This window comes from Sphingomonas sp. R86521 (genome assembly GCF_042466235.1).
Lineage (GTDB): Bacteria > Pseudomonadota > Alphaproteobacteria > Sphingomonadales > Sphingomonadaceae > Sphingomonas.
In genome coordinates, this window is the sequence record NZ_JAXHBY010000001.1 from 3,248,103 (window position 1) to 3,271,291 (window position 23,189).

Sequence of the window (23,189 nt, forward strand, 5' to 3'; positions counted from 1 at the left end):
GCGTTCAGGCCTGAACGGCATCGATGTCGACCATGTAGACGTGGTTTTTGCCGTGCATGTTCGACCCGAAGACGATGCGGCGGCCGTCGGGGGTGAAGACGAGGTTGGGTTCGAGCCGGTAATCATGCGCGCGCATGTCGACCAGCCGCAGCGGACGCAAATATTCGGGGGTTACTAGCTTCGGATCATATACTTCGGTGTCGCCGTCTACGACGGGTTCGGGACGCAGCAGCACGAGCCATTTGCCGTCGGGGGCGTGTGCGACCATGTCGGGGTCGCCGCCGTCGCCCGCGAAGGTCCTGCCGTCGGGCGAAACGGTGAAATGCACCGACCAGTCGTTGCGGTGGACGCGGCGCCATAGCCGGCGGCCGGTGGCGAGCTCGACGCCGGCGACCCAGAATACCTGGCCGCGCGGGGTCTGGAGGTCGTACCAGACCGTGCGGCCGTCGGGGGCGAAGAACTCGTGGCCCCAGATCTCCATGTTCATGGTCCGGTTGTGTAGCGGCGCGAGGCCGCTGCCGTCGGTGCGGATCCGCCACATCCGGGTGACGCGGTGCCACGGGCCCTCGTGCGAGAAGATGATCTGGCCGGGATCGGTCGGCGAGAATTGCGGGTGGTTGAGCCAGTCGGTGGCCTTGTGAACGACGCGGCGCTGGCCGGTCGCGATGTCGATCACGAACAGCTCCATCGGCACCCGCGCCGCCCAGCGCTGCAGCATTCGCACGCCCTTGGCCCTGGCGAAGTTGAGCGGCCGGCCGTCGGGACCGTTGGCGGCATATTCGGCCTGGCCGAAGCGGCGGTTGCGCGGATCGGGGACGCCGGGCTGCAGCGGCGTATCGCCGTACGCGACGGTGCCGACCAGCAGCGTCTCGTCGGCGTTGATCGATCCGACCTGCCCTTGCGCGAGCCGGGCGATACGGCGGCTGCGGCGGGTATCGATGTCGAGCGCGAAGATGTCGCGCGGGCGATCGGTCGGCGAGCCGTCGCCAGGGTCTGAGACGCTGTAATACACCGTGCGGGTGCGCCGGCCGGTGAACAGCAGATCGGCGCGCGGATCGCGCACCAAGGGCGTCAGCGCGTGCGTCTTCATGTCGACCGCGACGATCCCCGCGGGCGTCGACATGACCATCAGGTCGCCCTGCGGCGTAAAGCTGTTGCGGTAGAAATAGAGCTTGTTGCCGCCGCCATCGTCGGAGAGGCGGACGATGCGACGCCCGGTCGCGGGATCGGTCCAGGCGCGCGGCGCCGGTGCGGGTGCAGCCATCGACCGGGTCGAAACGGCAGCAGCGGCGCCACCGAGCGCAACCGCGCCGAGGATATCGCGACGGGTGGGTTTCATCGGCAGATCCTCAAGGTGTCGGCGCCAGGCCTTCGGACCGGACGCGCCAGCCCTTGGTCGGGAAGCCCGGTGCGGGTCCGGTCGACCCGTCCCAGCCGCCCGCCATCATCCCGACCGCGAACAGCAGCGCGCCGTTGGAGGGGAAATAGGTTTCCGCCGCACGCGCATAGCCCGGGCCGTCGGGATTGACCGCGAGCGCGACGCCCCCTGCCCCAGCGGATTTGGGCACGAGTTCGGCGGCATGCGCCTCGACATGGACGCGCGGGGTCATGCCCGTGGAGCCCCATTGATTGTTCCGGCGATCCGCGAACAGCCAGTCGACCGCCTTCTCGCGCTCGCCGAGCCGCGCCGCGGTCATCGCGATCATCGGGAAATCCCAGCCCCAGGTCTGGCGGATATCCCAGGTCCGATCCATTTCGGCGAGCGTCCGCCGCATCGCCGCCGGATCGATCCGCGTCCCCGGGATGAAGCCATACGCCATCAGGAAGGACGGGTGGTCGCGGTTGGTGCAGGACGCATCCTCGGCATGGCCACGGCACAGATCGGAGGCGGCGGTCTTCCAGAAATCGGGTACCGATTCAGCGGGCAGATACAGCCCGTCACGCATCGCCGGCGGCGCGATCCGTGCAAGCGTGCGGTCCCAGTCGGCGCGGCGCGCGAGCCCGCGGCGTTCGCGCCAGCTTTGCGCGACGCCGATCGCCCAGCGGAAATACTCGACCTCGAAGGTCGGGTTGCGCGTTGTCAGCGGGTCGTAATTCTCCTGCGCGGGGATGATCGGCGGCCCCAGGTCGAGCCGCCCGCCGCGGTCGAGCGGCCAGCTCGCGAGCAGCGTGGCCGTCTGTTCGACCATTTCGGCGTAGCGCTGCAGCACTGCGGGATCGCGGTGCGCGCGCCAGGTCAGTTCGGCGAGCAGGATCGGATGCGGCTGTTGCCACATCAGGAAGGGCGAGATCAGGCTGGGGCTGTTGCGCCCCTCGGGCCCGACCATCTTGGGCCACCACGCCCCGGCGACCTTGTGCCGCGCGGCCTCGGCCCGGGCGGCGGGGAGCGTGCGGAGATACCAGCCAAGGCTGCGCTCGAGCAGGTCGGGATGCCCCCACAACGCCTGCCAGGCCTGGTGCCAGGGGTGCATTTCGAGGTGAAACTTGCCGAACCAGCTGTTCGAGAACAGCCCCTCCTCTTGCGGCGGCAGGCTGCCCGCGCCGTTGATCGCGGACAGGTATTGCGACAGCACGACGCGGCGTTCGAGCTCTGGCGCGCGCGCGTCGGTGCTGCCGGTGAAGTCGACCGCGGCGCCCTGGGTCCAGAACGACCGCCAGTGCGCCGCGACCGCTGCGGGTACGGTATCGAACGCTGGCGCTGCGGGTGCTGCGGCGCTCTGGTCGAAGGTGACGATGGTGCGCAGCGTGTCGCCGCGGCCGTCGACCAGGAACCGGCCGTCGGCGGCTGTCGAGACGGTGCCGTTCGCCGCGATCGTCGACCAGTAGCGCGTCGCGTCGAGCGTCCGTTCGATCCGCCATGCGCCTGGTCGGCGCGACAGGATCTGCGTGCGCTCGCCGGCGCGCGGCGTCCAGTTCGACGGATCGGGGTTGATCGCGGGCGCGACACCCGGATAGCCGACCGCGAGCCCGAGTTCGCCACGCGCGACCAGCGGCGAAACGATCTCGACCGCGATCGCGTCGCGGCCCGGCACGACGCGCGTGACCACCGTGACGGGGGCGCCGCGATAGGTGAAGCGGCTGGTCAGCGTTCCGGTCCACATTTCGAGCCGTTGATCGGTGGCGGCGATGTCGGCGAACGCTGCGGCCTTACCCCCCGATACGAGCGACAGCCGCGCCAGTGAGATGCGATGCGGATTGGCGCGCAGCCAGCCGAACGCCGGGTTGGCGTCGCCGTCGCTCCACGACCGCATATAGGCATAGGGCTGTTGCCCGCGGCCCGGCACCGCGACCATCTGCAGCCCGTCCTTCTCGGTATAGCCGTGCGGATTGGGAAAGCTGTGCCACGCCCATTGCGCCATCGTCAGCAATGGCGCGAGCGGCGAATAGCGGTCGGCAAAGGTCTGCAGCCCGGTGATGTCCGCGGTGAAGCCGAGTTCACCGTTGCCGAGCATGACCGGCGCATGCGGATCGAGCGTCGAGAAATGCGGATCGTGGCGGCTGACCAGCGCGTGACGATCGATGCGCTGGCTGACCAGCGCCTGGCGATCGACGCGCTGGCTGACCAGCGCTGGGCGATCGACGCGCTGCGCACCGGCCGTAGCGGGGGCAGTCGCGGTGCCGAACAGCGCGATGGCGATGATCGTACGACGCGCCGACCTCGTCGCAAATGGGGCTTTTGCCATCGTTTTCTCTCCCTGCCGTGATCGTACCACGACCCGCCATCACTCGCCCAGATAGTAGCAACATACGAACTTGTATTGCAACTAATGGGACGTTTGGGGCATAAGCTTCTCATGACACCGGTGACAGCACCGTGCACGGGAGAGGGTAGTATGACATATTTCGGTGGGAACGCGCGGGCTGGCCTGTTGGGTTCGGCAGGCGTCCTGGCCCTGATGCTGGCCAGTGGCGCGCACGCGCAGACGGCGATCGCGCCGGCCGAATCGTCGGTGCAGACGCAGGTTCCGACTGCGCCGACATCGCCGCCCGCTCCCGTCCCTGCCCCCGCCGCGACGCCGGTGGATCCGGCGGATGCGCCCGGCGATGCGCCTGCCGGGGATACGCCCGCCGGAGAGACGCCGACCGAGCCGGAAAGCCCCGATATCATCGTCACGGGGTTCCGATCCAGCCTGCAGGAAGCGCTCAACATCAAGAAGCGCGAGGCCGGCGCGGTCGACGCGATCCTGGCCGAGGACATGGCGGACTTCCCCGACCTCAACCTGGCCGAAGCGATCCAGCGCCTGCCCGGCGTGACGATCGAGCGCGATGCCGGCCAGGGGCGCACGATCAGCGTCCGCGGCCTGAGCGCCGATTTCACCCGCGTGCGGATCAATGGACTGGAGGCGCAGGCCGCAGCCGGTGGCAACCGCAGCCGCGGGTTCGACTTCTCGATCTTCGCCTCAGAGCTGTTCAACAGCATCACCGTGCGCAAGACGCAGTCGGCGGAGATCGAGGAGGGATCGCTCGGAGCAACCGTCGACCTGCAGACCGGTCGGCCGCTCGACTTCAAGCGGGGCTTCGATTCGGCGGTGTCGGTGCAGGGATCGTATAACGACCTGTCGAAGAAGGTATTGCCGCGCTTTGCCGGGTTGGTCAGCTGGACCAACGACGACCAGACCTGGGGCGGGCTCGTCTCGCTGGCCTATTCGGAACGCCGGCCGACCTCGGAGAGCTTCAACACCACGCGCTGGCAGTCCGGCAACGCCGCGCAGGCGTATGGCACCAACTCGAATTTCGCGGGCTGCCCAAGCTGTTCGCCCGCGCAGCGGACCGAATTGCTCAACGCCTTCTACCCGCGCATCCCGCGCTACACCTTCGGCAAGTTCGCCGAGGACCGGCTCGGCATCACCGCGTCGTTGCAGTGGAAGCCCGACGACCGCACCGAAGTGGTGGTCGACGCGCTGCATTCGCGCTTCAACCAGGAGTTCGAGAGCCCGAACATCGAGGCGATCTCGTTCAGCCGCGCGACCGCCGATGGCGTGCGCCAGACGATCGTGCGCGACTATGCGGTCGACCCCGAGAAGAACATCATATCGTACGGCGTGTTCGACCGCGTCGACGTGCGGTCGGAAAACGGGTTCGATCGCAACGAGAGCCGGTTCACGCAGATATCGCTGAACGCGCACCACCAGTTCAGCGACAAGCTGCGCGCGCAGCTGAAGGTCGGCAAGTCGAAGTCCGAGGCGAACACGCCGATATCGATCGCGTATCAGTTCGATGCGCTGAACGTGAACGGCTACACCTATGATTTCCGCAAGAACGACCGGACGCCGCTAATCAACTACGGCTTCGACGTCACCGACCCGTCGAAGTTCACGCTGACCGAGGTGCGCTCGAGCGAGACCGGCGCGACCTATGGCCTCGAATCGATTTCGGGTGCGGTCGCGTACAAGATCGACCCGGTGTTCGAATTGAAGCTGGGCGGCGAGCGGCGAGGCTATTCGTTCAGCCAGTTCGGGCGCCAGCGCAACCGCGTGCTGACCGCGGCCGAACAGATCGTCGGCGTCGGCGGCTTGGGCAAGGTGGTGAGCATCGACGGCGGGCTGGCGATCCCGTCGGGCTCGAACCTCAGCTACGTCACGCCCGACGTGTTCGCGATCACCGACAAGATCGGGCTTTACCAGAATTTCCCGCTGACCACGACGTTCAACGGCAACCGCGACGTCAGCGAGATCGACACCGGCGCGTACGGACAGCTCGATTTCAGTTCGGACCTGGCGGGGATGACGCTGCGCGGCAATGTGGGCTTGCGCTACGCCCGCACCGAGACGTCGTCGTCGGGGTTCCTGAACACGACTTTCGTGACGGTCGACAACAAATATTCGGACTGGCTGCCGTCGACCAACCTGGCGCTGGACGCGACCGACAAGCTGATCTTTCGCCTGGGCGTGGCGAAGGTGATGTCGCGTCCGACGCTGGGCGCGCTGACGCCGGGCGGGTCGCTCAACACCTCGGGCCAGACCATCACCTATGGCAACCCGCTGTTGAAGCCGTTCCGCGCGAAGAATGTCGACCTGTCGGCGGAATGGTATTTCGCCAAGGAATCGCTGATTGCGATCGCCGGCTTCTACAAGACGATCGACAGCTTCATCGCCACCGACATCTCGTTCGTGCCGTACCGCGAACTGGGACTGCCGGATTCGCTGCTGATCGGGACGCCGTCGTCGCCCGACCAGCAGTTCCAGGTGACGCGCAACATCAACGGCACCGGCGGCACGCTGAAGGGTATCGAGTTCCAGTATCAGCAGCCGCTGAGCTTCCTGCCGGCGCCGTTCGACAAACTGGGGTTCATTGGGAACTACACCTATGTCGACAGCCGGGTGAACTACCGGACGGCGGCCAACCCGTTGTACAACCGGCTGATCGGCCAGTCGCGCCACCTGTACAACGCGACGCTCTACTACGAGCTGAAGGGGTTCAGCGCGCGCGTATCGGCGGCGTACCGCGACAATTATCTGGTCGCGTTCCCGGGCGGCAACGGCAACTCCGAGGAGGGCGTCAACGCGGCGACCAACATCGATGCGTCGATCCGCTACGACCTGACGCCGAAGATCAGCGTCACGCTGGAGGGCGTCAACCTGACCGACACCTATTCCGACCGGTATGCCGACGTCACCGATCGCGTGTCGAATTATCGACACTTCGGGCGCGAGATCCTGTTCGGTTTCCGTTGGCGCTACTGAGTTCCCCTTCAGTGGCGTCGTCCTGCCTGGGGCGATCCGATGGTCGCTCCAGGTCTTTTTAGCATATCGGGAGGCATCATGGCGTTGTCCGGACACTGGCGGATCGGCCTTGCAGCTGCCGCCGTCGCGCAGGCGGGACCGCTCGCCGCACAGCAATCAGCGACGCTCGGGGTCGAGGCGGCGTGGCAGGCGGTGCCGCCGAGGCCACCGCTCGCCTTCGACGCGGACAAGCTTCCCGACAGCGCCGCGGTGCTGCGGGCGCTCGATTACGTCGCGGCGGCGCAGATCGCCGACATGAGCGGTCGCGCGCTGCCGCTTGCGACCGGCGGCGCACTGGATAGCATCGCATCGAACTGGGTGGCGGCGACCTTCTATGTCGGCGCCGCGCGGCTCGCACGGGTGTCGCCGCGACCCGAAACGCTGCGGTTCCTGACCGCGACGGCCGAGCATTACAATTACGCGGTTCGCGGCGCGCGGTCGGGCCGGACAATGCTCAACGCCGACGATGTCGCGATCGGCGACCTCTACCAGGAACTGTATGCGCGCCGCCGACAGGACGGCACTCTGCTGCCACTCCAGCAACGGCTCGACTACATGGTGCCGCATCTGGCGCGCGCGCAGGAGACCGAGGCGCTGGTCTGGTGGTGGTGCGACGCGCTGTTCATGGCGCCGCCGGTACTGGCGCGGATGTCGGCGCTGACCGGCGATCCGAAATATCTGCTCGCGATGGACAAGGAGTGGCGGCGGACCGCGGCGCGGCTGTGGGATCCGAAGCAGCGGCTGTTTTTCCGCGATGCGCGCTTCGTCGGCCGCACGGGTACGCCGCTGTTCTGGTCGCGTGGCAATGGCTGGGTGCTCGCCGGCCTCGCGCGCACGATCGAGGCGATGCCTGCGGACTTCGCGGGTCGCGGCTATTACACCGACATCTTCGTCAAGCTGGCGACGCGGGTTGCCGAGCTGCAGCAGGCCGACGGGTTGTGGCGGTCCAGTCTGCTCGATCCCAACGCTTATCCGGAAGCCGAGACATCGGGATCGGCGCTGCTGCTCTACGGGCTTGGCTGGGGGGTCAACCACGGGCTGCTGCCCCGCGCCGCGTTCCTGCCCAAGGTCACGCGCGGCTGGGCGGCGCTCAACCGCCAGGTGCTGCCGAACGGCCTGCTCGGCGCGGTGCAGAAGACCGGCGACCAGCCGGTCGCGACGCTGCGTGGCGACGTCGGGCTCTACGGCACCGGCGCGTATCTGCTCGCCGGGGTCGAGGTCGCGCGGCTCGGCGAGCCGTCGCGCGCCCTCCCCGAGCCACAGCCGACTCGCGACGACGACGCGGTCATCGACGCTACGACCCCGCAGCCACCTGCCCCCGCCACCGTGGTCGGCGAGGCCGAATTGCGCCGCCGTGCGACCGAGATGCAGGCGGTGAAGGCGCTTGCCTACGACCCTGCGACGCTCGGCCGCCCCTCGCCGGTCGAACCACTGACCCCGCCGGTCGGTGACGCGACCAGACCCCATGCAATCGCGCATTTCGCGCCCGAACGGCTCGACGACATCCTGTGGGAAAACGACAAGGTCGCGCTGCGGATCTATGGCCCGTCGCTGCAGGCAAAGGAGCCGCCATCCGGCTCGGGCATCGACATCTGGGCAAAGCGCGTGCGCTGGCCGTTCATGCAGCGCCAGTTGAAATTCCCGAACTATCACGTCGACCGCGGCGAGGGCCTCGACTTCTACGACGTCGGCGGCAGCCGCGGCGCCGGCGGGATCGGCATCTGGTATGCCGACAAATTGTGGACCTCGCGCAACTGGGCGTCGCACCGCATCCTCGCCACTGGGGGCGATACCGCCAAGTTCGAGGTCGACTACAAGCCCTGGCCGGTCGACCTGGTCCGCCGCGTCTCCGAGCATCGCAGCTTCGTGCTGCCGATGGGGAGCAATTTCACGCGGATGGTATCGACGCTGAGCTCCGACACCGCCGAGCCGCTGGTCGTCGGCATCGGCATTGCCAAGAAGCGCGGCGGGCAGCGCGTGATCCGCGATGCGAAGACGGGCCGGCTGACGGTGCACGAGGCCGGCGATCCGGGTCATGGCGCGATGTCGATCACCGTCGCCGCCGACCCGAAGCAGGTCCGCGGGTTCGCGGAGGACGGTGAGAACTACCTGCTGCTGGTGAACGTCGTGCCCGGCACGCCCTTCGCCTATTACACCGGCTATGGCTGGGACGGCGGGCTCGACACCAAGAACGCCGCCGACTGGGATGCGCTGGTCGCGCGCACCCGCTTCGATTTTACCCCGCGCTGAAGACGGAAGAGGATGACCCGCATGACCCACAAAGCCCTATTCCTGACGCTCCTGCTCGCTTCGCCCGCGAGTGCACGCGTCATCGGCAAGAATACCCCCGCCGAGCCCGTCACCGCCGGTCGCATCGCTCAGTTGCCGGCGACGAAACAAGGTGCCTGGAAAACCTATCTCCAACGGTCCGAAGCGCAGATGAAGGCCGATCGCGCGTCACTGGTCGCCGAACTGAAGCCCGGTCAGACGCCCCCGCCGCCGCCACTCGCCGTCGGCGGCGGCGAAGGCCAGATGCCGCTCGACCGTGACGCCGCCTGGTATGCGGGCCCCGAAGCACGCGCGGTCGCCGACACCATCGTCAGCTTCCAGACCCCGGCGGGCGGCTGGAGCAAGAACCAGAGCCGTGCGGTCGCGCCGCGCCTGCCGGGCCAGCGCTATGCCAACGACGCCGAGACGATGAACCCCGACCGCTCGAACTTCGACGCGCCGAACGACCGGTTCTGGACCTTCGTCGGCACGCTCGACAACGACGCCACCACGCAGGAAATCAAATTCCTCACCCGCGTCGCCACCGCGACGCCGGGTGCCGCGGGCGCCAAATACCGCGCGAGCATCGTCAAGGGCGTGCGTTACCTCCTGGCAGCGCAATATCCGAACGGGGGATGGCCGCAGATCTATCCGCTCGAGGGCGGGTTCCACGACGGCATCACCTTTAACGACAATGCGGTCGCGCAGGCGGCGATGTTGTTGCAGGCGGTCGCGACCGATCCGGCCTATCGCTTCGTCCCCGCCGCGCTGCGCTCCGCGTCGGCGAGCGCGGTACGCAGGGCGGTCGACGTCATCCTAGCGGCGCAGGCCAAGGTCAGCGGGCGCGGTGCCGGCTGGCCGCAACAGGTCGACGCGCTGACGCTCGCGCCGATCTCTGCGCGCAACTACGAACCGCGCTCGATCGCGAGCGGCGAGACCACCGACATCCTGCTGTTCCTGATGCAGCAGCCGAAGACGCCGGCGATCGTCCGCGCGGTCGACGACGGCATCGCCTGGCTCAAGGGCCGCGCGATCTACGACCAGGCGTGGACCGGCAAGGGCACCCCCGAAGGCCGCCGCATCGTGCCGCAAAAGGGCGCCGGGCCGATCTGGTCGCGCAACTACGACCTGGTCACCGGCCAGCCGATCTTCGGCGACAAGGACCAGTCGATCCACGACGACGTCAACGACATCTCGATCGGACGCCGCAACGGCTATAACTGGTACGTGACGCAACCCCAGGACGCGATCGCCGCATACGAAGCATGGCGCGTGCGTGCGCAGACGGTCACGCATCGACAGTCAGCGTCGTAACGGCCACACCAGTCGCAGCGTAACGAACGGGGTCGCCCAAGCGCTATAATTATAGGGGCCGCCGCGATACGCGGGGCCAACGGAGGGGGACTAACGCATGACAGATGTCGACGATCGCATTCGTAAGTCAGCCGAGCAGTCGGAAGAGGCGGTGGCGCGGATCGTCGGAGCGCAGACGCTGGAGCGGGGTCTCGACCTGCTGGAGCGCGCGGCGCGCGAGCCGATGTCGATCCTGGACCTGATCCGCCAGTCCGGTATCAACAAGGGCGTGGTGTACCGGCTGGTGTCGGTGCTGACCACGCGCAACTATCTCGCCATGTCGGGGGACGGACGCCTGCGCGGCGGGGCGACGTTGCTGCAACTGGGGCATGCTACCTCGGCGTACACCGACATCGTCACGGTCGCGCAGCCACACCTCGAGGCGCTCGCCCAGCGCACCGGCCTGAGCGCGTTCCTCGCGCGGCGCGACGGCGATCATTCGGTCCACCTGTCGCGCGTCGCGGGAACCGAACGGGTCGCGGTGACGTCGCAACCGGGGACGCGGCGGCTGTTGCCGGAAACGGGCCTCGGCAAGACGCTGATGTCCGACGACGATCATGCCAGTTGTTCACGGCTGTTCGCGCGGGTCGACGCGCGGCACCGCCAGGACGATCTGTTCGATCGGCTGGCGGCGGTGCGGGCGACGGGCGTGCTGAACCAGATCGGTCCGGCACCCGATTTCATCAACTCGGTCTGCGCGCCGGTGCGCGATGCGGCAGGCCGGATCGTCGGCGCGATAAACATCGCCGCGCCCGCGCATTATCTCGACGCCGAGACGATGGCGGCCTTCAACCCGCTGATCGCGGAAACGGGACGATCGGTCAGCCGCGAGCTTGGCAATTTTTCGTAGGTTCAGCGGTAAATCAGTGTCACGCGACCGAGGAGCCCGGAGGGCGTGACGACGAGCTTGTCGCGGTCCTGGTCGACGAAACGTTCGCCGTACTTCAGCGTAAGCAGATTACGGGCGGGTGCGGCGCGCGCGGACAGTGCGTTGGTGGCGCCGTTCATCACCGTCACCACGATCTCGTTCTCGCCGAGCACCAGGAACGGCCCGATGTCGATCCGCCACGGCGCAGCCCAGACGGTGCCTGCGTCGCGCCCGTTGACGCGCACCGTCGCAGCTTCCCGCACGGGTGCAGCGATGGCGGCGCGCGGGCGATCCGGCGTATCCTCTGCGAGCGCCGTAGCCTGTCCAAAATCCAGCATGACTGCGGCAGCACCGGCTGCGGCGGCCGGGAGGGCGAAGCGCCGCGTATATCGGACCGCGCCCGAATAGTGACGCAGTGCGGGATCGCTGGTCCACGAACTCCCCGGCGCAGGCGCCAGCGCATCGCTGCCCGCGACACGCGCCTGCCAGCCGGTCGAGAGATCGAGCAACGGCCGCAGCGGTTTCTCCATTGGCAGGTCGGGCAGACCCGCCACGAATAGCAGCATCCGCGACTCATACGGAGCGAGGTGGAGCGCGATATCGCCGGCGCCCGCGGCACTCCGCGCTCGCGTCAGCGGATCCCACCACTGACCGTGACCGGTGTCTCCGGCGAAGCGCGCGGTCGTCTCGACCGGCTTCGCGCCGGTATTGACGACGAAATACAGGTCGCCGCCGTGTACTTTGCGGCGGACGAAGCCGATCGCCGGGTCGGCGCGTGCAAGCGCCATCGCCGGCGGCAGGGTCCGCTGCACCGTCTCGCCCAGCATCTTGCCGGGGACGATTGCCACATTGCCGCTCCGCGACAGGGCCTTCGACAGCGCGCGAACGAGCTTCCCGCCCGCCGCACCGTCGTGCAAGCCGCCCGCGGTGTCGGGCAAAGCGTCGACCGCTATGATGCGTCCGCCGCGTCTCGCCCATGCGGCGATCGCGCGAAAGGCGGCCGGGTCGATCCGGGTCATGCGCGGCAGCACCAGCAAGTGCGCGGTGAGCTTGCCCGCAACGATCGCCTGCGCATCGACGAAGTCGACGCCGTGTCCCGCGTCGAGGACCTGCGCCACGACATCGCCCTGCAGCCGCGACCGCATCTCTTCGTTCACCGACGCATGCTCGGGACGCATATCGGCAAATGCGTCTTCGATCGGCAGGTAGACGGCGACGTCCGCATCCGGGACGCCCTCGCGCAGCATCGCGCTGACGCGTTGCAGATACCCCGTCACCGCCGGCATCGCCGGGTACCACGGATTGTGATCGTTGAGCGCGGCGGCGGCGTAGAACGCCCAGCCCGGTTCCGCTGCGCCCGGCGGCGAATAGGGCCAGCCATGGCCGACGATCTGGTTCACGCCCTGCAGGAAGTGGCGATCTGCCTCGACCTTCATGTCGAGCGGGGTTGCTGCCCAGGCCGGCGAATGCAGCCACGTCCAGGTTTCGGACGACACGATCGGTCGACCATAGAGATGCGCGGCGGATGTCGCCCACCGCGTCGAGGTGAACCGGCGCCAGTCGGCCCCTTCACCTTCGGGCAGATCGACCAGCGCGTTGCTTGACAGCGTCGGTGGGGGAAAGCCGTAGACCTGCGCGCGGAAGCGCGTGCCGTGCGCATGCGCCCAGGCGGTGATCGGACGAAGATAGCGTTCGTCGACCAGTTCGGACAATGTTCGCGACCAGTCGAAGCGGACCGCTGCGCTGTCGGGCGCGTTGCCGAACAGCGCGGGCAGGTGATCGAGCAGGTCATAGCCGCGGCGGCGGCGGAATTCCTGCGGCAGGTCGTCGGTCCAGCTCGACCCATAGGCTTCCAGGCTGTCGGAGAACATCGCATAGGGCGGCCGGGCGCCGTCGAACGCGGACAACAGGCGGTCACCGACCGACGCCAGATGGTTCGCCACCGCGGCCGCACTCATGTGATCGATGACGAAGCCTTCGGCACCGACCGCAGCGCGCTTGACCTGCTGCCCGGTCCGCGCCGCGACGAACAGCATGGCGCTACGTTCGGTCGGCGCAGGGAGGATCGGTATCGCACCCGCACCGTTGACCGGCAGGCGACGGCCATCGACGAAGGCGGTCAGCGCGTGCTCGCCCTGCTGCAACGATGGCAAGGGTATCTCCGTCGCGCCGGCCGGCACCGACACGGTCGTCATCCGCAGGCTGGCAGCGGCCTGCGTCACCGGGACATAGGCACCGCCGAACGGCCAGCCGCTGCCGAGCGTGACGTCCATCCGCAACCCGGACGCCTGCGCCACCCCGCCGACATGCCGCAGCGCCGCAAGAAACGGGTCCGAGAGATAGGGCGAATTCCGGATACCCGTTGCCGGGTCGTCCAGTGCGAGCGGGTAGGTCGGCTGCACCTCGAAGCCGCCGAACCCACCCGCCTTCATCGCGGCCATCTCTCGATCCAGTTCGCCGTTCGTCACCGAAGGGCCGAACCACCACCACCGCACCATCGGTCGGGCGTCGTCGGCGGGGTGCTCGAAACGATCCCACAGCGACACGCCGGCCGGAGCGACGTCTCCGGCATGGCAAGGCGCGGCGAAGAGCATCGCCGAAAGCAGCCATATTCGGAATGTCTTCACCCCGACGATCCTCTCACCACAGATGTATGCGCGCGGTGGACCGCGTCGGCGTTCTGCTGGTAGCTAATGCCATCGGCCCGAGCGAGAGCAATCCACCCATGTCCTTTTCGTTTCCATCACGGCGCCGGTTCGGGCTTTCGATGCTTGCCGCAACCGCCTGGAGCGTGATGGCGCGCGCAAAGGCCGGCGCACCCCGCGGTGTCTCCATCACCGACTTCGGCGCGCGTGCGGATGGCGTCACCGTCAATACCCGGGCCATCCAAACCGCTATCGACCATCTGGCGGCGCAGGGCGGCGGAACCGTCGTGGTTCCGGCAGGCGTGTTCGTCAGTGGGGCACTGTTCCTCAAGCCTGGCGTCGGCTTGCATCTGGCCAAGGGCGCGGTGCTCCGCTGCAGCACCGACATGCAGAACTTTCCCCCTCGTCGCACGCGCATCGAAGGACATTTCGAGGACAGCTTCACGCCCGCGCTGATCAACGCCGACGGATGCGACGACCTCAAGATCACGGGCGCGGGCACGCTCGACGGCGCGGGACGGCCGATCTGGGATTTGTTCTGGAAGCTGCGCGCCGCCGCGCCGGACCCCAGCCGCTTTCCCAATCTCGGCCTCCCCCGCGCGCGCCTGGCGCTGATCGAAAACTCCAAGCGCGTGACGATCGACGGGGTCACCTTCAAGGATTCGCAATTCTGGAATCTGCACCTCTACCGCTGCAGCGGCGTGCTGGTGCGCAACGCCCGTTTCGAGGTCCCCGACGACTACAAGCAGGCGCCGAGCACGGACGGCATCGATCTGGACAGCAGCCGCGACGTCGTCATCGACGGCTGCTATTTCTCGGTCACCGACGACTGCATCGCCGCGAAGGGCTCGAAGGGGCCGTATGCGATGCAGGATACGGACAGTCCGCCCGTCGAGCATGTGCGGATACGGAACTGCCATTTCCGCCGCGGCCACCAGGCGTTCACGTGCGGCAGCGAGGCCACTGTCGTACGCGACGTGATCGTCGAGAATTGTACGGTCACGGGCGCCATCAACCTGTTGATGCTGAAATTGCGGCCCGACACGCCGCAGCTCTACGAAGACATCCACCTGCGCAACATCACGCTCGACAACGCCGGCGGCAGGATCCTGCTGATCGAGCCGTGGTCGCAGTACAAGGATCTGAAGGGCGCCGAGCCGCCGAAATCAATTGTCCGCAACATCACCCTGCGCAATATCAGAGGCCGCTTCGGCGCTTTCGGGATCATCAGACCCAATGTCGGGCAGACCACGATCAGCGATATCCGGATCGAGGGACTGCAAGTCCAACTCACGCAGAACGCGACCTTGGCGGCATCAGGCGCGACCGATGTGCGTTTTATTGATGTCGTCATAAACGGCCAGCCGACCACGGCGCCAGCCTACACCGCTCCGTCCCCGGCCGACACGACGTCGAGTTCCCGGCTGTTCGGGTGACGTCGATCGACTTGGCCGCCCACAGCGCAACGATACGATGCCCCCATCGCACAATGGCTATCCTCCAGGATGTGCAGGTCGCGCGCTCGCATCGCCGTGTCGACGATCGACACGGTTCTGGTCACGCGCGGATACCCAGGCGCACGCCGTAGATCATGAGTCGCCTAGGCTTGGGTCGGCGGCATGCGTCGTACGGTGCAGCAGCGTCTTCGACAGCCGTCGGCGGAGCGGATAATCGACATATCGGTCCAGCGCCCATGCCACGGCGCAAAGCAATACAGTCAGCATCAGCCCGCTCCACGGCGCGCGATCGTGCAGAAAGACATTCCCCCGCCAGCCATGAAAGGCCCGGATCGCGGTCCATACCGGCGCATGGATGACATAGACTGGGTAGGACAGCGCGCCCAGCGCGACCGCGATCGAACGCCAGCGGCCGATCGGCCGGGACCCAGCGCCGAGCCACACCATCAGCGGCATGTACAGCGTGATTACGGCCAGCTCGTACACCCAACCGATCGGCGGAGCCGGCTTCAACATCAACGGCAGGATCAGCAGCACGAACAGGATCGCCGGGTGAAGCGATATCCGCGTCGGACGGACGCACCAGAGCCGGTACAGGCCAACGCCCGCGAAGAACGAAAACGTCACGCGCGCCAGTCCGCCAAAGAAGGTGGACCTTAGCGTACCGTTGTCGAGCGATCCGGCGACCAGCCCGCTTGCGATCAGCCCGGCCAAGCCAAGCAGAATGATCGCCGCCAGCAGCCTGTTGCCCAACCGCGGCGCGACCGCGGCATAACCCAGGTTGGCGACCAGCTCGAAGAACAACGACCAATAGGTGAAATTGAGCGGGAACAGGTCGTGGTTCGTCGGATCGAACCCCGTCGGCGACGGCAGCATCAACATGTTCAGTGCCAGGTGCGCATAGAAGCCTGCGGGGTCCAGCGGGCGCTGATAGGTCCACATCGCCGCTGCACCGATCGTCAGGCCGATCAGGTAGAGCGGGTAGAGCCGGATGAGTCGGGCCAGGACGAACCGACCAAAGCCGAAGCCGGCGACGAGCCGCCGTTCATAGGCGAACGCGATCACGAAGCCGCTGAGCACGAAGAAGAAGTCCACCGCAGGCGCAACATTGGCCGGATGGATCGCCGCCAAGTAGAAGGAGAGATGCATCGTGACGACGGCGATCGCCGCAACTCCCCTTAGTCCGTTGAGGACGTCGAAGTTGTCCTTCGATCCCACCGCGTGCGCTTGCATGCCTTGACCTCCACAACGACTACCAGACGACACCAGTCTGCTTGAGGGTACGGAAGAAGGAAAGGTGATCTACACCACCTTGCCGATCGGCTCCATCTCGGAGTTTCACGATCTGTTCGGCACCGGCGATCTCACGCCGGAAGCCCAGGCGCATGCCGAGCCAATCCTTCCGATGCAGGTTCAGCGTACCATCGGCCAGACCGTGACAATCGACACGGACATGATCGTCGGCCCCAACGCGACGCCCGAAGCGACCATCGCCGACGCGCTGATCTTCAAGGGTGGTTCGTTAACCGTCAAGTCGACGGCTTTGACCATCCGTGCCGGCAGACTACCTATCGCACCGGGGCGGAATTCGAATTATCCGTATCATCTGGGCGTCCTGGGGTCGACGGAACCCCTGGTACGACCGGGCCTGACGGTCCTCCCTACAAGGATCGCCAACGGTACGGACCGGAGCCCGGAGCCCCGAGCCCCGAGCATCTGCACCGGTGCCGATGCCGACGGCAAAGCGCCGAAGCCGGCGTCGCTCGCGCGACCGAACACGCCGTGCTGGACGATACAATCGTGCCGAACGAGTTCAGCCGGACTGGCGGTCATGCCGTTTCGGCAAGATAGGAGAATGCTCGACCACCAAGCGTGCGAGCCCCGCAAGCCGGCGCGCCGAAACCGTAGCCATTGAGCGGCCCGACGCCCAGGCGAATAACGACATCGACTCCGTCCGCAATCAGGTTCTGGCGCGCGTCGCTCGTAGTGATCTCGACCCGCAGATCGGGGTCAGCCTGGCGGGCGCAGCCTATCCAGCAGCGGCATGCGTCAGGCGACATAGCCGCAGCCGCAGCCGAACGATATACGCTCAGGATGACCTTGCTGCTGTTCAACAAACCCTTCGGGGTCTTGTCGCAATTCACGGACCGCGGATCGCCGACGGTTCGGCCGACATTGTCGGACTTCATCGGGGTGAAGGGTGTCTACCCCGCCGGGCGGCTCGATCAGGACAGCGAGGGCCTGCTGCTGTTATGCGATGACGGGCGGCTGCAGGCGCAAATTTCCGATCCACGCTTCAAGATGCCCAAGACATACCTCGTGCAGGTCGAAGGCGATCCGCAGGAGCCGGAACTGGAGCGCCTGCGGCAGGGCGTCCAGCTCAAGGATGGCATGACCCTCCCTGCCGATGTTGCCCGTATCGACGCGCCGGACCTGTGGCCGCGCGATCCGCCGATACGCCAGCGCAAGTCCATCCCCGACAGCTGGCTGAAAATCACCATCCGCGAAGGGCGCAACCGGCAAGTGCGCCGGATGACGGCGGCGGTCGGGTTGCCCACCCTGAGGCTGGTCCGCTGGTCGATCGGCGACTGGTCTGTCGCGGGAATCGCGCCCGGCCAGTTCAAGGAGCACTCTAGCCTGAGCGTGGGTACCAGCGGCACGTATGACCGATGACCCAGTTTGGCGTATGAATGTGAAACCGCTGGCAGCGTTTGGATCTCAATGAATTATCGCCATTCCTTCCATGCCGGCAACAGCGCCGACGTCGTGAAGCATAGCCTGCTGATCGCCCTTGTCCGGGCCTTGCAGCAAAAACAGGGCGCGTTGACCCTGATCGACACCCATGCCGGCTGTGGGCTCTACGACCTTGGCGGCGAGCAGGCGCAACGCACCGGCGAAGCCGCAGATGGCGTGCTGCGGGCCTTTGCCGACGCGAACCCCTTGTTGGACGACTATCGCGCCGCCGTAAGGGCGGTGAATGTCGGGGCAGAGCCGCGCCTCTACCCCGGGTCGCCGCAATTTATGGCGCAGACCCTGCGCCCGCAGGATTTGTTGATCCTCAATGAAAAGCATCCCGAGGACGCCAGCGCCCTGCGCGGCGCGATGCGGGGTACGCCTGCGGCCGTGCATGAGCGCGACGCCTATGAGCTTTGGCTGGCGCTGGTTCCGACCCGCACCGGTCGCGGCGTGGTAGTGGTCGATCCGCCGTACGAGCAGACGGACGAACGCGCCCGCATCACGGAAACCCTCGCCGCGGCGCACCGCAAATGGGCGCATGGCGTGACGGTAATCTGGTATCCGCTGAAAGACCGCGCGACGCATCAGCGGTGGAAAGACAATTTGCGTAAGCTCGGCATCCCGAAATTCCTGTCGGTGGAGCATTGGTTGTATGATGCCGATCGGCCCGGCATCTATAACGGAGCGGGCCTTTTCATCGTCAACCCACCCTATGCCTTCACGCAGGCGCTGCCGCCTCTGCTGGAAGCCCTCCGCGCCGCCCTGGCGCCGGACGGGCATAGGGGCGAGATCACAGCGGATTGGTTGGTCGATTGATGAGCCTAGTCTAAGATCTACTCAACCAGGGCCGTTGGTGACGCCGATTTGCTTTCAGGCGATCGGCGCGCTTGCTGCAATGACTGATTGGGACGCAATGCCGACCGGCGAGTTCGGGCATACTCAACACCGAGTTCCATCGGGACTGGACGTTCACCGAAGCTGATCTGAACGACCGGATCTGGTCGATACCCGTCGTTCTTCGGCTGTGCTGTCATGACCCAAATGCGGACATTCAAGGACAGTTTTTCGCTGCCCAACATCCGCCATTCATCAATCGGAGAAACAACCGGCTGTGACGAAGATCCGCAAGCGGATTTGCCGCCCGGCGCTACGTGCCCAACGACTGTCCAAGAAGAGAGAAGAACGCACGACTGGATGCGTTGCCCTCGACGTCCCATTCGGGATGCCATTGCACCGCCAGTACATTGCCGCCGCAGGGTTGCGCGGAGAACGCCTCGACCAGGCTATCCGATACGGCGAGTGCCTCGACGGTAAGCCCCCCGCCCAGCCGGTCGATTCCCTGGCGGTGCACCGAGGTGACCGAAATCCTGCGTTGCGCGGTGGCATTCGCCAATAGTCCGCCAGACTGCAAATCCACGTCGTGGACGTGATCGAACAGCGATTCATAGGCAGTCTCGTCTGCGGTCGAGCGATAATGCCCATCCTGCAGCGTTTCGGTCAGCGTTCCCCCGAATAGCACGTTCAGCTCCTGCAGGCCCCGGCAGATACCGAACACCGGCCTGCCCGCTTCTATCATCCTCCCGGCCAGTTCCAGCGCCACGGCGTCCCGGTCCAGATCGATTGCGTCGTCGACCGCGTCGGTAGCGCTGTAGCGGGCTTTGGCGACATTCGATCGCGATCCGGTCAGGAGCAACCCGTCGAGCCGCCCCGCCAGAGCGCGCGTGTCCATCACGTCCGCCACCGCCGGGACGAGCAATACGGTAGCGCCCGCATAGCGGACCAACGGGTGCACGAACCGCGTCGCGACCGCCTGAATGGGTCGGTCCGCAACCTCATTGCAGCACAGCACGCCGATCACCGGCTTGATCGGCCCGTCATCGCTGCCGCAACACGCGAACCGCATCACGCCGAGCGGCCTCGCAACGTCTCATGCAGCTGCCCAGCGGCATCGCCTGCCAGGATGACCGCGGTCGGCTGTGCGACGACGCTGCCCGGCGGCACGTCCTCCAGCAACCAGACATTGCCGCCGATCGTCGCACCCCGACCGATCGTCACCCGCCCAAGAATGGTCGCGCCCGCATAGATCACCACGTCGTCCTCGACGATCGGATGCCGCGCCATACGTTCGCGTGCGGACACGTCGGTGACGCCCAGCGGACTGCGCGCGCCAAGCGTGACATGCTGGTAGATCTGCACGCGGTCGCCGATGATCGCGGTTTCGCCGATCACGACGCCGGTGCCGTGATCGACGAAGAAGCTGCGTCCGATCGATGCTCCGGGATGGATGTCGATACCGGTGCGGTTGTTGGCGAGTTCGGAGATGATCCGGGCCACGATCGGCGCGCCCAAGCTGTAGAGCGCGTGGGCGATGCGGTGATACAGGATCGCGACGATCCCGGGATAGCAGATCAGGATCTCGTCGGCACTGCGGGCCGCCGGGTCGCCGAGAAACGCAGCGCGTACGTCCGCGTCGACCAGTTCGCGGATCGGCCCGAGTTCGGCAGCGAACAGCCCGACGATCATCGCTGCCTGGCTGACGTCGAACGAGAGAAGTGCCTCGCCCTGCCAATAGTCGAACTCGCTCTCGATCTGTCGCTGCAAGCCGGCCAGCGCGCGCCGTAGGCGTTCCTCGACGAACGCGTCCTCCATGGTTTCCGGCCCGGCAAACGCGCCGAGGCGCCCGGGAAAGAGCGCGGCGATCAGGTCTTCGACACCGCGTGCGACTTCGTCCTGCGACGGAAACCGCGAGACATTGTGCCGGCCGACGACATCCTGTCGCCACGCCGTCCTGGCCGCGCGCAGTTCCTCGAGTGTGGATGCGAGATCGCGTGGTGCATCCGGTGCGGTGAGCGACATGATAAAATCCTCGTGTGCCTCAATGGATATCCGGGTACCCGGCGAGCGCCGCGCCGGTTCGGAGCGCGAGGATCGGTCCGAGGACGGTTTCGTCTGCTAACGTCACGCCGGTGAGGAACAGGCGTGCGCGTGCGTCCGCCAGTTCCGGGTCGGCCAGGACGCTTCGAAGAGCAACGCCGAGCGCGATGACGGTGTCGGCGCTGGTCGACGCAGCGGTCACGAACGGCAGCGTCGGCGATACCGGACTGCGTTGGAGGATTCGGACCTGCGCCGCCAGATCGGGTTCGAACCGTTCGACTGCCGCATAGGTGACGCAGTCGATCGCGGCGATGTCCGCGTCGCCCGTCCCGACCGCAACGATGCTGGCGCGGTGCGATCCCGTCTCGACCACGTCGCGGAAAAAGGCCGCGCCGTGCGATGACGGCCCCGCTATCGGCGCCAGCGCTGCTCGAAACAGGTTTATCCCCGTATTCGACTGGGGATCGTTTATCGCCGCGCGCGCGCCGCGAAACGCATCGAGCGATTGCCGTTCGTCGTTGGCGCGCATGATGAGGACGCTGGTATGCGTCGCGCCGTCGCAGCCTGGTACATCATAGACCGGAAGCGCAACCACGCGGAGCGCCAGTATCGTATCCACGGCCAGCGGATAGCCACAGGCCTGCGCGAGCAGCAGGCGGGGATCGTGCCAGATCGCCCGCACATCGCGTGTCCGATCAAGGTGGCGGGGCACGTCCTCGACGCCTTGTTCGCGAAGCGCGTCGGCGATCGCGGCCCATAGCGTGTCGTTGGCGCTTTGCTGTGCGGGATGGTCGTACATCCCCAGAGAGGCGATCAGACCAGTCACGATACCGGTACCCGATGCACCGGATGGACCATGTCGTCATGCGGATGGACCGCGAACCGTCGCACGATCTCGCCATATCCCCGGTAGATGGGCGCGCCTTGCGCGGCAAACCGTGCGCGGTTGGCCCGATGATAGGCCGGCAGGTCGTGCCAGGCGAGCGCCGGGCGTTCATGATGCGCCGCGTGCAGATTGTTGTTGAGGAACAGCAGCGCCAACAGCCCGGCCCCCTCCACGCTCGCCGCCCGGCCGGGACTTTCGAGATCGGCCCGGTGCTCGGCGTACGATCGCAGCATCGTCAGCGCCATGCCGGGATAGACGAACGTCAGGGCATAGCGCGTGACGCTCAACCCGACATGATCCAGCCACCAGAGAACGGCGGCGACCCCGACGAGGTGCGGTAGCCAGTCGCGGGCGACCAGCCGCGGCTGCCGGGTCGCCCGGCGCCCCTCCCCGGCCAGAAAGCGCACAACGAGTATTGGTGGACCGAAGATCATCTGCCCGACCAGCGTCGATTGCAGCCAACCGACTACCAGGCCCACGCCGCCGGTCTGGCTACGATACCGGGACTCGGGATCATGATGCGGATCGGTGATCACCTCTGCGGCATGATGCGCGCGGTGGCTGCGGCGATAGAGCCGATAGGGCAGCCAGAGCGGCAGCGGCACCGACCCGATCGCGTCGTTGATGAACCGATGGCGCGTCGGGTGGCCGTGGATGGTCTCGTGCTGCAAGGATCCGTGCCAGGCGAGCAACCAACCGCCGGCAAGAGCGAGCAGAGGCGTTGGAATTACGGCGTGCCAGGTGGTTGCGACCAGCGACCCGCTATAGATGGCGCCTGCAACGATTAACGTCGGCCATTGTACCGTTTTAAGCCCGTTTCGCTGCATCGCAACCTCCAGTCAGAGGTTTAATATCCACGTACATAATAGGAATTGAAAGATGATTGGGCTTTGGGATGGCCAAACCCCGCTTGTCGCCTCGGCATCAAACGCAGCGGCGGTGGGAGCGTCAAGTATCAGCCCTGCACGACCGTGCGTCCGCCGCTCTCAACAATGGATAATAGGGCCGTTCCGGCTCTTGAGGGATTCCGGCAAAATGGTCCCGATCCCCGTCACCACTACGATCTCAACCGGCACGTTAACGAACGGCGCTCAGCGTCACGACACACGGGACCGTCGTTGCACGACACGAAGTTAAAGAATGATGCCGTCTGCATCCAGTGGCTTGTCAAAACCGGGACGAACCGTCGAGGTGCAGAAACGGTAAACGCACGCGCCGCTGAGCAAGGGCAGTAGCCGGGTTAGGCGCCGGTACCGAGCCACCTGTTTCAACGTGAGGAGAGGTCAGGGGGAACTGCGAGACGGAACAGCTTTTTCAGATCTCTAGTTGATTTGAACTCTAGCTGTGTCCTCTTTCGCCTCGGGTAGCACTACCGCGAGC

The 23,189-nt window shown here is 66.4% G+C and carries 16 protein-coding genes; 8 read left to right on the forward strand and 8 right to left on the reverse strand.

Going from position 1 to position 23,189, the window contains the following annotated elements; genetic code table 11:
- Positions 1-4: 4 nt before the first annotated feature.
- Positions 5-1,339, reverse strand: coding sequence for an oligogalacturonate lyase family protein (locus SJY20_RS15095; RefSeq protein WP_380787733.1), 1,335 nt, complete (start codon positions 1,337-1,339; stop codon positions 5-7).
- Positions 1,340-1,349: 10 nt separating this feature from the next.
- Positions 1,350-3,683, reverse strand: a complete 2,334-nt coding sequence (locus SJY20_RS15100) for a hypothetical protein (RefSeq protein ID WP_380787734.1) — start codon at positions 3,681-3,683, stop codon at positions 1,350-1,352.
- Between the two features lie 150 nt (positions 3,684-3,833).
- On the opposite strand from SJY20_RS15100, the gene SJY20_RS15105 reads away from it, so the two are divergent.
- The 4 genes from SJY20_RS15105 to SJY20_RS15120 all read left to right on the forward strand — a co-directional run bounded on the left by SJY20_RS15105 (position 3,834) and on the right by SJY20_RS15120 (position 11,193).
- Positions 3,834-6,683: a TonB-dependent receptor gene (locus SJY20_RS15105; protein ID WP_380787735.1), complete on the forward strand. Its 2,850-nt coding sequence runs from the start codon at positions 3,834-3,836 to the stop codon at positions 6,681-6,683.
- 78 nt (positions 6,684-6,761) lie between these two features.
- Positions 6,762-8,972, forward strand: coding sequence for a glycoside hydrolase family 88 protein (locus SJY20_RS15110; RefSeq protein WP_380787736.1), 2,211 nt, complete (start codon positions 6,762-6,764; stop codon positions 8,970-8,972).
- A 21-nt stretch (positions 8,973-8,993) separates the two neighbouring features.
- Positions 8,994-10,304: a pectate lyase gene (pelA, locus tag SJY20_RS15115; RefSeq protein WP_380787737.1), complete on the forward strand. Its 1,311-nt coding sequence runs from the start codon at positions 8,994-8,996 to the stop codon at positions 10,302-10,304.
- Between the two features lie 97 nt (positions 10,305-10,401).
- Positions 10,402-11,193, forward strand: coding sequence for an IclR family transcriptional regulator (locus SJY20_RS15120; protein WP_380787738.1), 792 nt, complete (start codon positions 10,402-10,404; stop codon positions 11,191-11,193).
- Between the two features lie 2 nt (positions 11,194-11,195).
- Here SJY20_RS15120 and SJY20_RS15125 read toward each other — a convergent pair whose 3' ends face one another.
- Positions 11,196-13,838, reverse strand: a complete 2,643-nt coding sequence (locus SJY20_RS15125) for a glycosyl hydrolase (RefSeq protein ID WP_380787739.1) — start codon at positions 13,836-13,838, stop codon at positions 11,196-11,198.
- A 26-nt stretch (positions 13,839-13,864) separates the two neighbouring features.
- On the opposite strand from SJY20_RS15125, the gene SJY20_RS15130 reads away from it, so the two are divergent.
- Positions 13,865-15,292, forward strand: a complete 1,428-nt coding sequence (locus tag SJY20_RS15130) for a glycoside hydrolase family 28 protein (RefSeq protein ID WP_380787740.1) — start codon at positions 13,865-13,867, stop codon at positions 15,290-15,292.
- 153 nt (positions 15,293-15,445) lie between these two features.
- On the opposite strand, the gene SJY20_RS15135 is transcribed toward SJY20_RS15130, so the two are convergent.
- Positions 15,446-16,546 (reverse strand): acyltransferase family protein, encoded by a 1,101-nt coding sequence (locus SJY20_RS15135; protein ID WP_380787741.1) that lies wholly within the window; start codon positions 16,544-16,546, stop codon positions 15,446-15,448.
- 64 nt (positions 16,547-16,610) lie between these two features.
- On the opposite strand from SJY20_RS15135, the gene SJY20_RS15140 reads away from it, so the two are divergent.
- From SJY20_RS15140 to SJY20_RS15150, 3 genes are all read left to right on the forward strand, one after another.
- A complete protein-coding gene (locus SJY20_RS15140) occupies positions 16,611-17,228 on the forward strand; it encodes a hypothetical protein (protein ID WP_380787742.1) in 618 nt (205 codons plus the stop codon).
- Between the two features lie 179 nt (positions 17,229-17,407).
- The gene (locus SJY20_RS15145; protein ID WP_380787743.1) at positions 17,408-17,986 is read left to right on the forward strand and encodes a pseudouridine synthase; all 579 of its coding nucleotides are present in this window, start codon (positions 17,408-17,410) and stop codon (positions 17,984-17,986) included.
- 48 nt (positions 17,987-18,034) lie between these two features.
- The gene (locus tag SJY20_RS15150) at positions 18,035-18,865 is read left to right on the forward strand and encodes a 23S rRNA (adenine(2030)-N(6))-methyltransferase RlmJ (protein WP_380787744.1); all 831 of its coding nucleotides are present in this window, start codon (positions 18,035-18,037) and stop codon (positions 18,863-18,865) included.
- A gap of 331 nt (positions 18,866-19,196) precedes the next feature.
- Here SJY20_RS15150 and SJY20_RS15155 read toward each other — a convergent pair whose 3' ends face one another.
- Genes SJY20_RS15155 through SJY20_RS15170 form a run of 4 tightly spaced genes read right to left on the reverse strand, consistent with a single transcriptional unit; the run spans position 19,197 to position 22,636 of the window.
- On the reverse strand, positions 19,197-19,952 hold the full coding sequence (locus tag SJY20_RS15155) for a gamma-glutamyl-gamma-aminobutyrate hydrolase family protein (RefSeq protein ID WP_380788737.1): 756 nt from the start codon (positions 19,950-19,952) through the stop codon (positions 19,197-19,199).
- The gene (gene epsC, locus SJY20_RS15160; protein WP_380787745.1) at positions 19,952-20,905 is read right to left on the reverse strand and encodes a serine O-acetyltransferase EpsC; all 954 of its coding nucleotides are present in this window, start codon (positions 20,903-20,905) and stop codon (positions 19,952-19,954) included. Before epsC ends, SJY20_RS15155 begins: the two co-directional genes overlap by 1 nt.
- A gap of 19 nt (positions 20,906-20,924) precedes the next feature.
- The gene (locus SJY20_RS15165) at positions 20,925-21,749 is read right to left on the reverse strand and encodes a phosphate/phosphite/phosphonate ABC transporter substrate-binding protein (protein ID WP_380787746.1); all 825 of its coding nucleotides are present in this window, start codon (positions 21,747-21,749) and stop codon (positions 20,925-20,927) included.
- Complete coding sequence (locus SJY20_RS15170) at positions 21,746-22,636, reverse strand: fatty acid desaturase (RefSeq protein ID WP_380787747.1); 891 nt, start codon at positions 22,634-22,636, stop codon at positions 21,746-21,748. The genes SJY20_RS15165 and SJY20_RS15170 overlap by 4 nt, the downstream gene beginning before the upstream one ends.
- Positions 22,637-23,189: the final 553 nt, after the last annotated feature.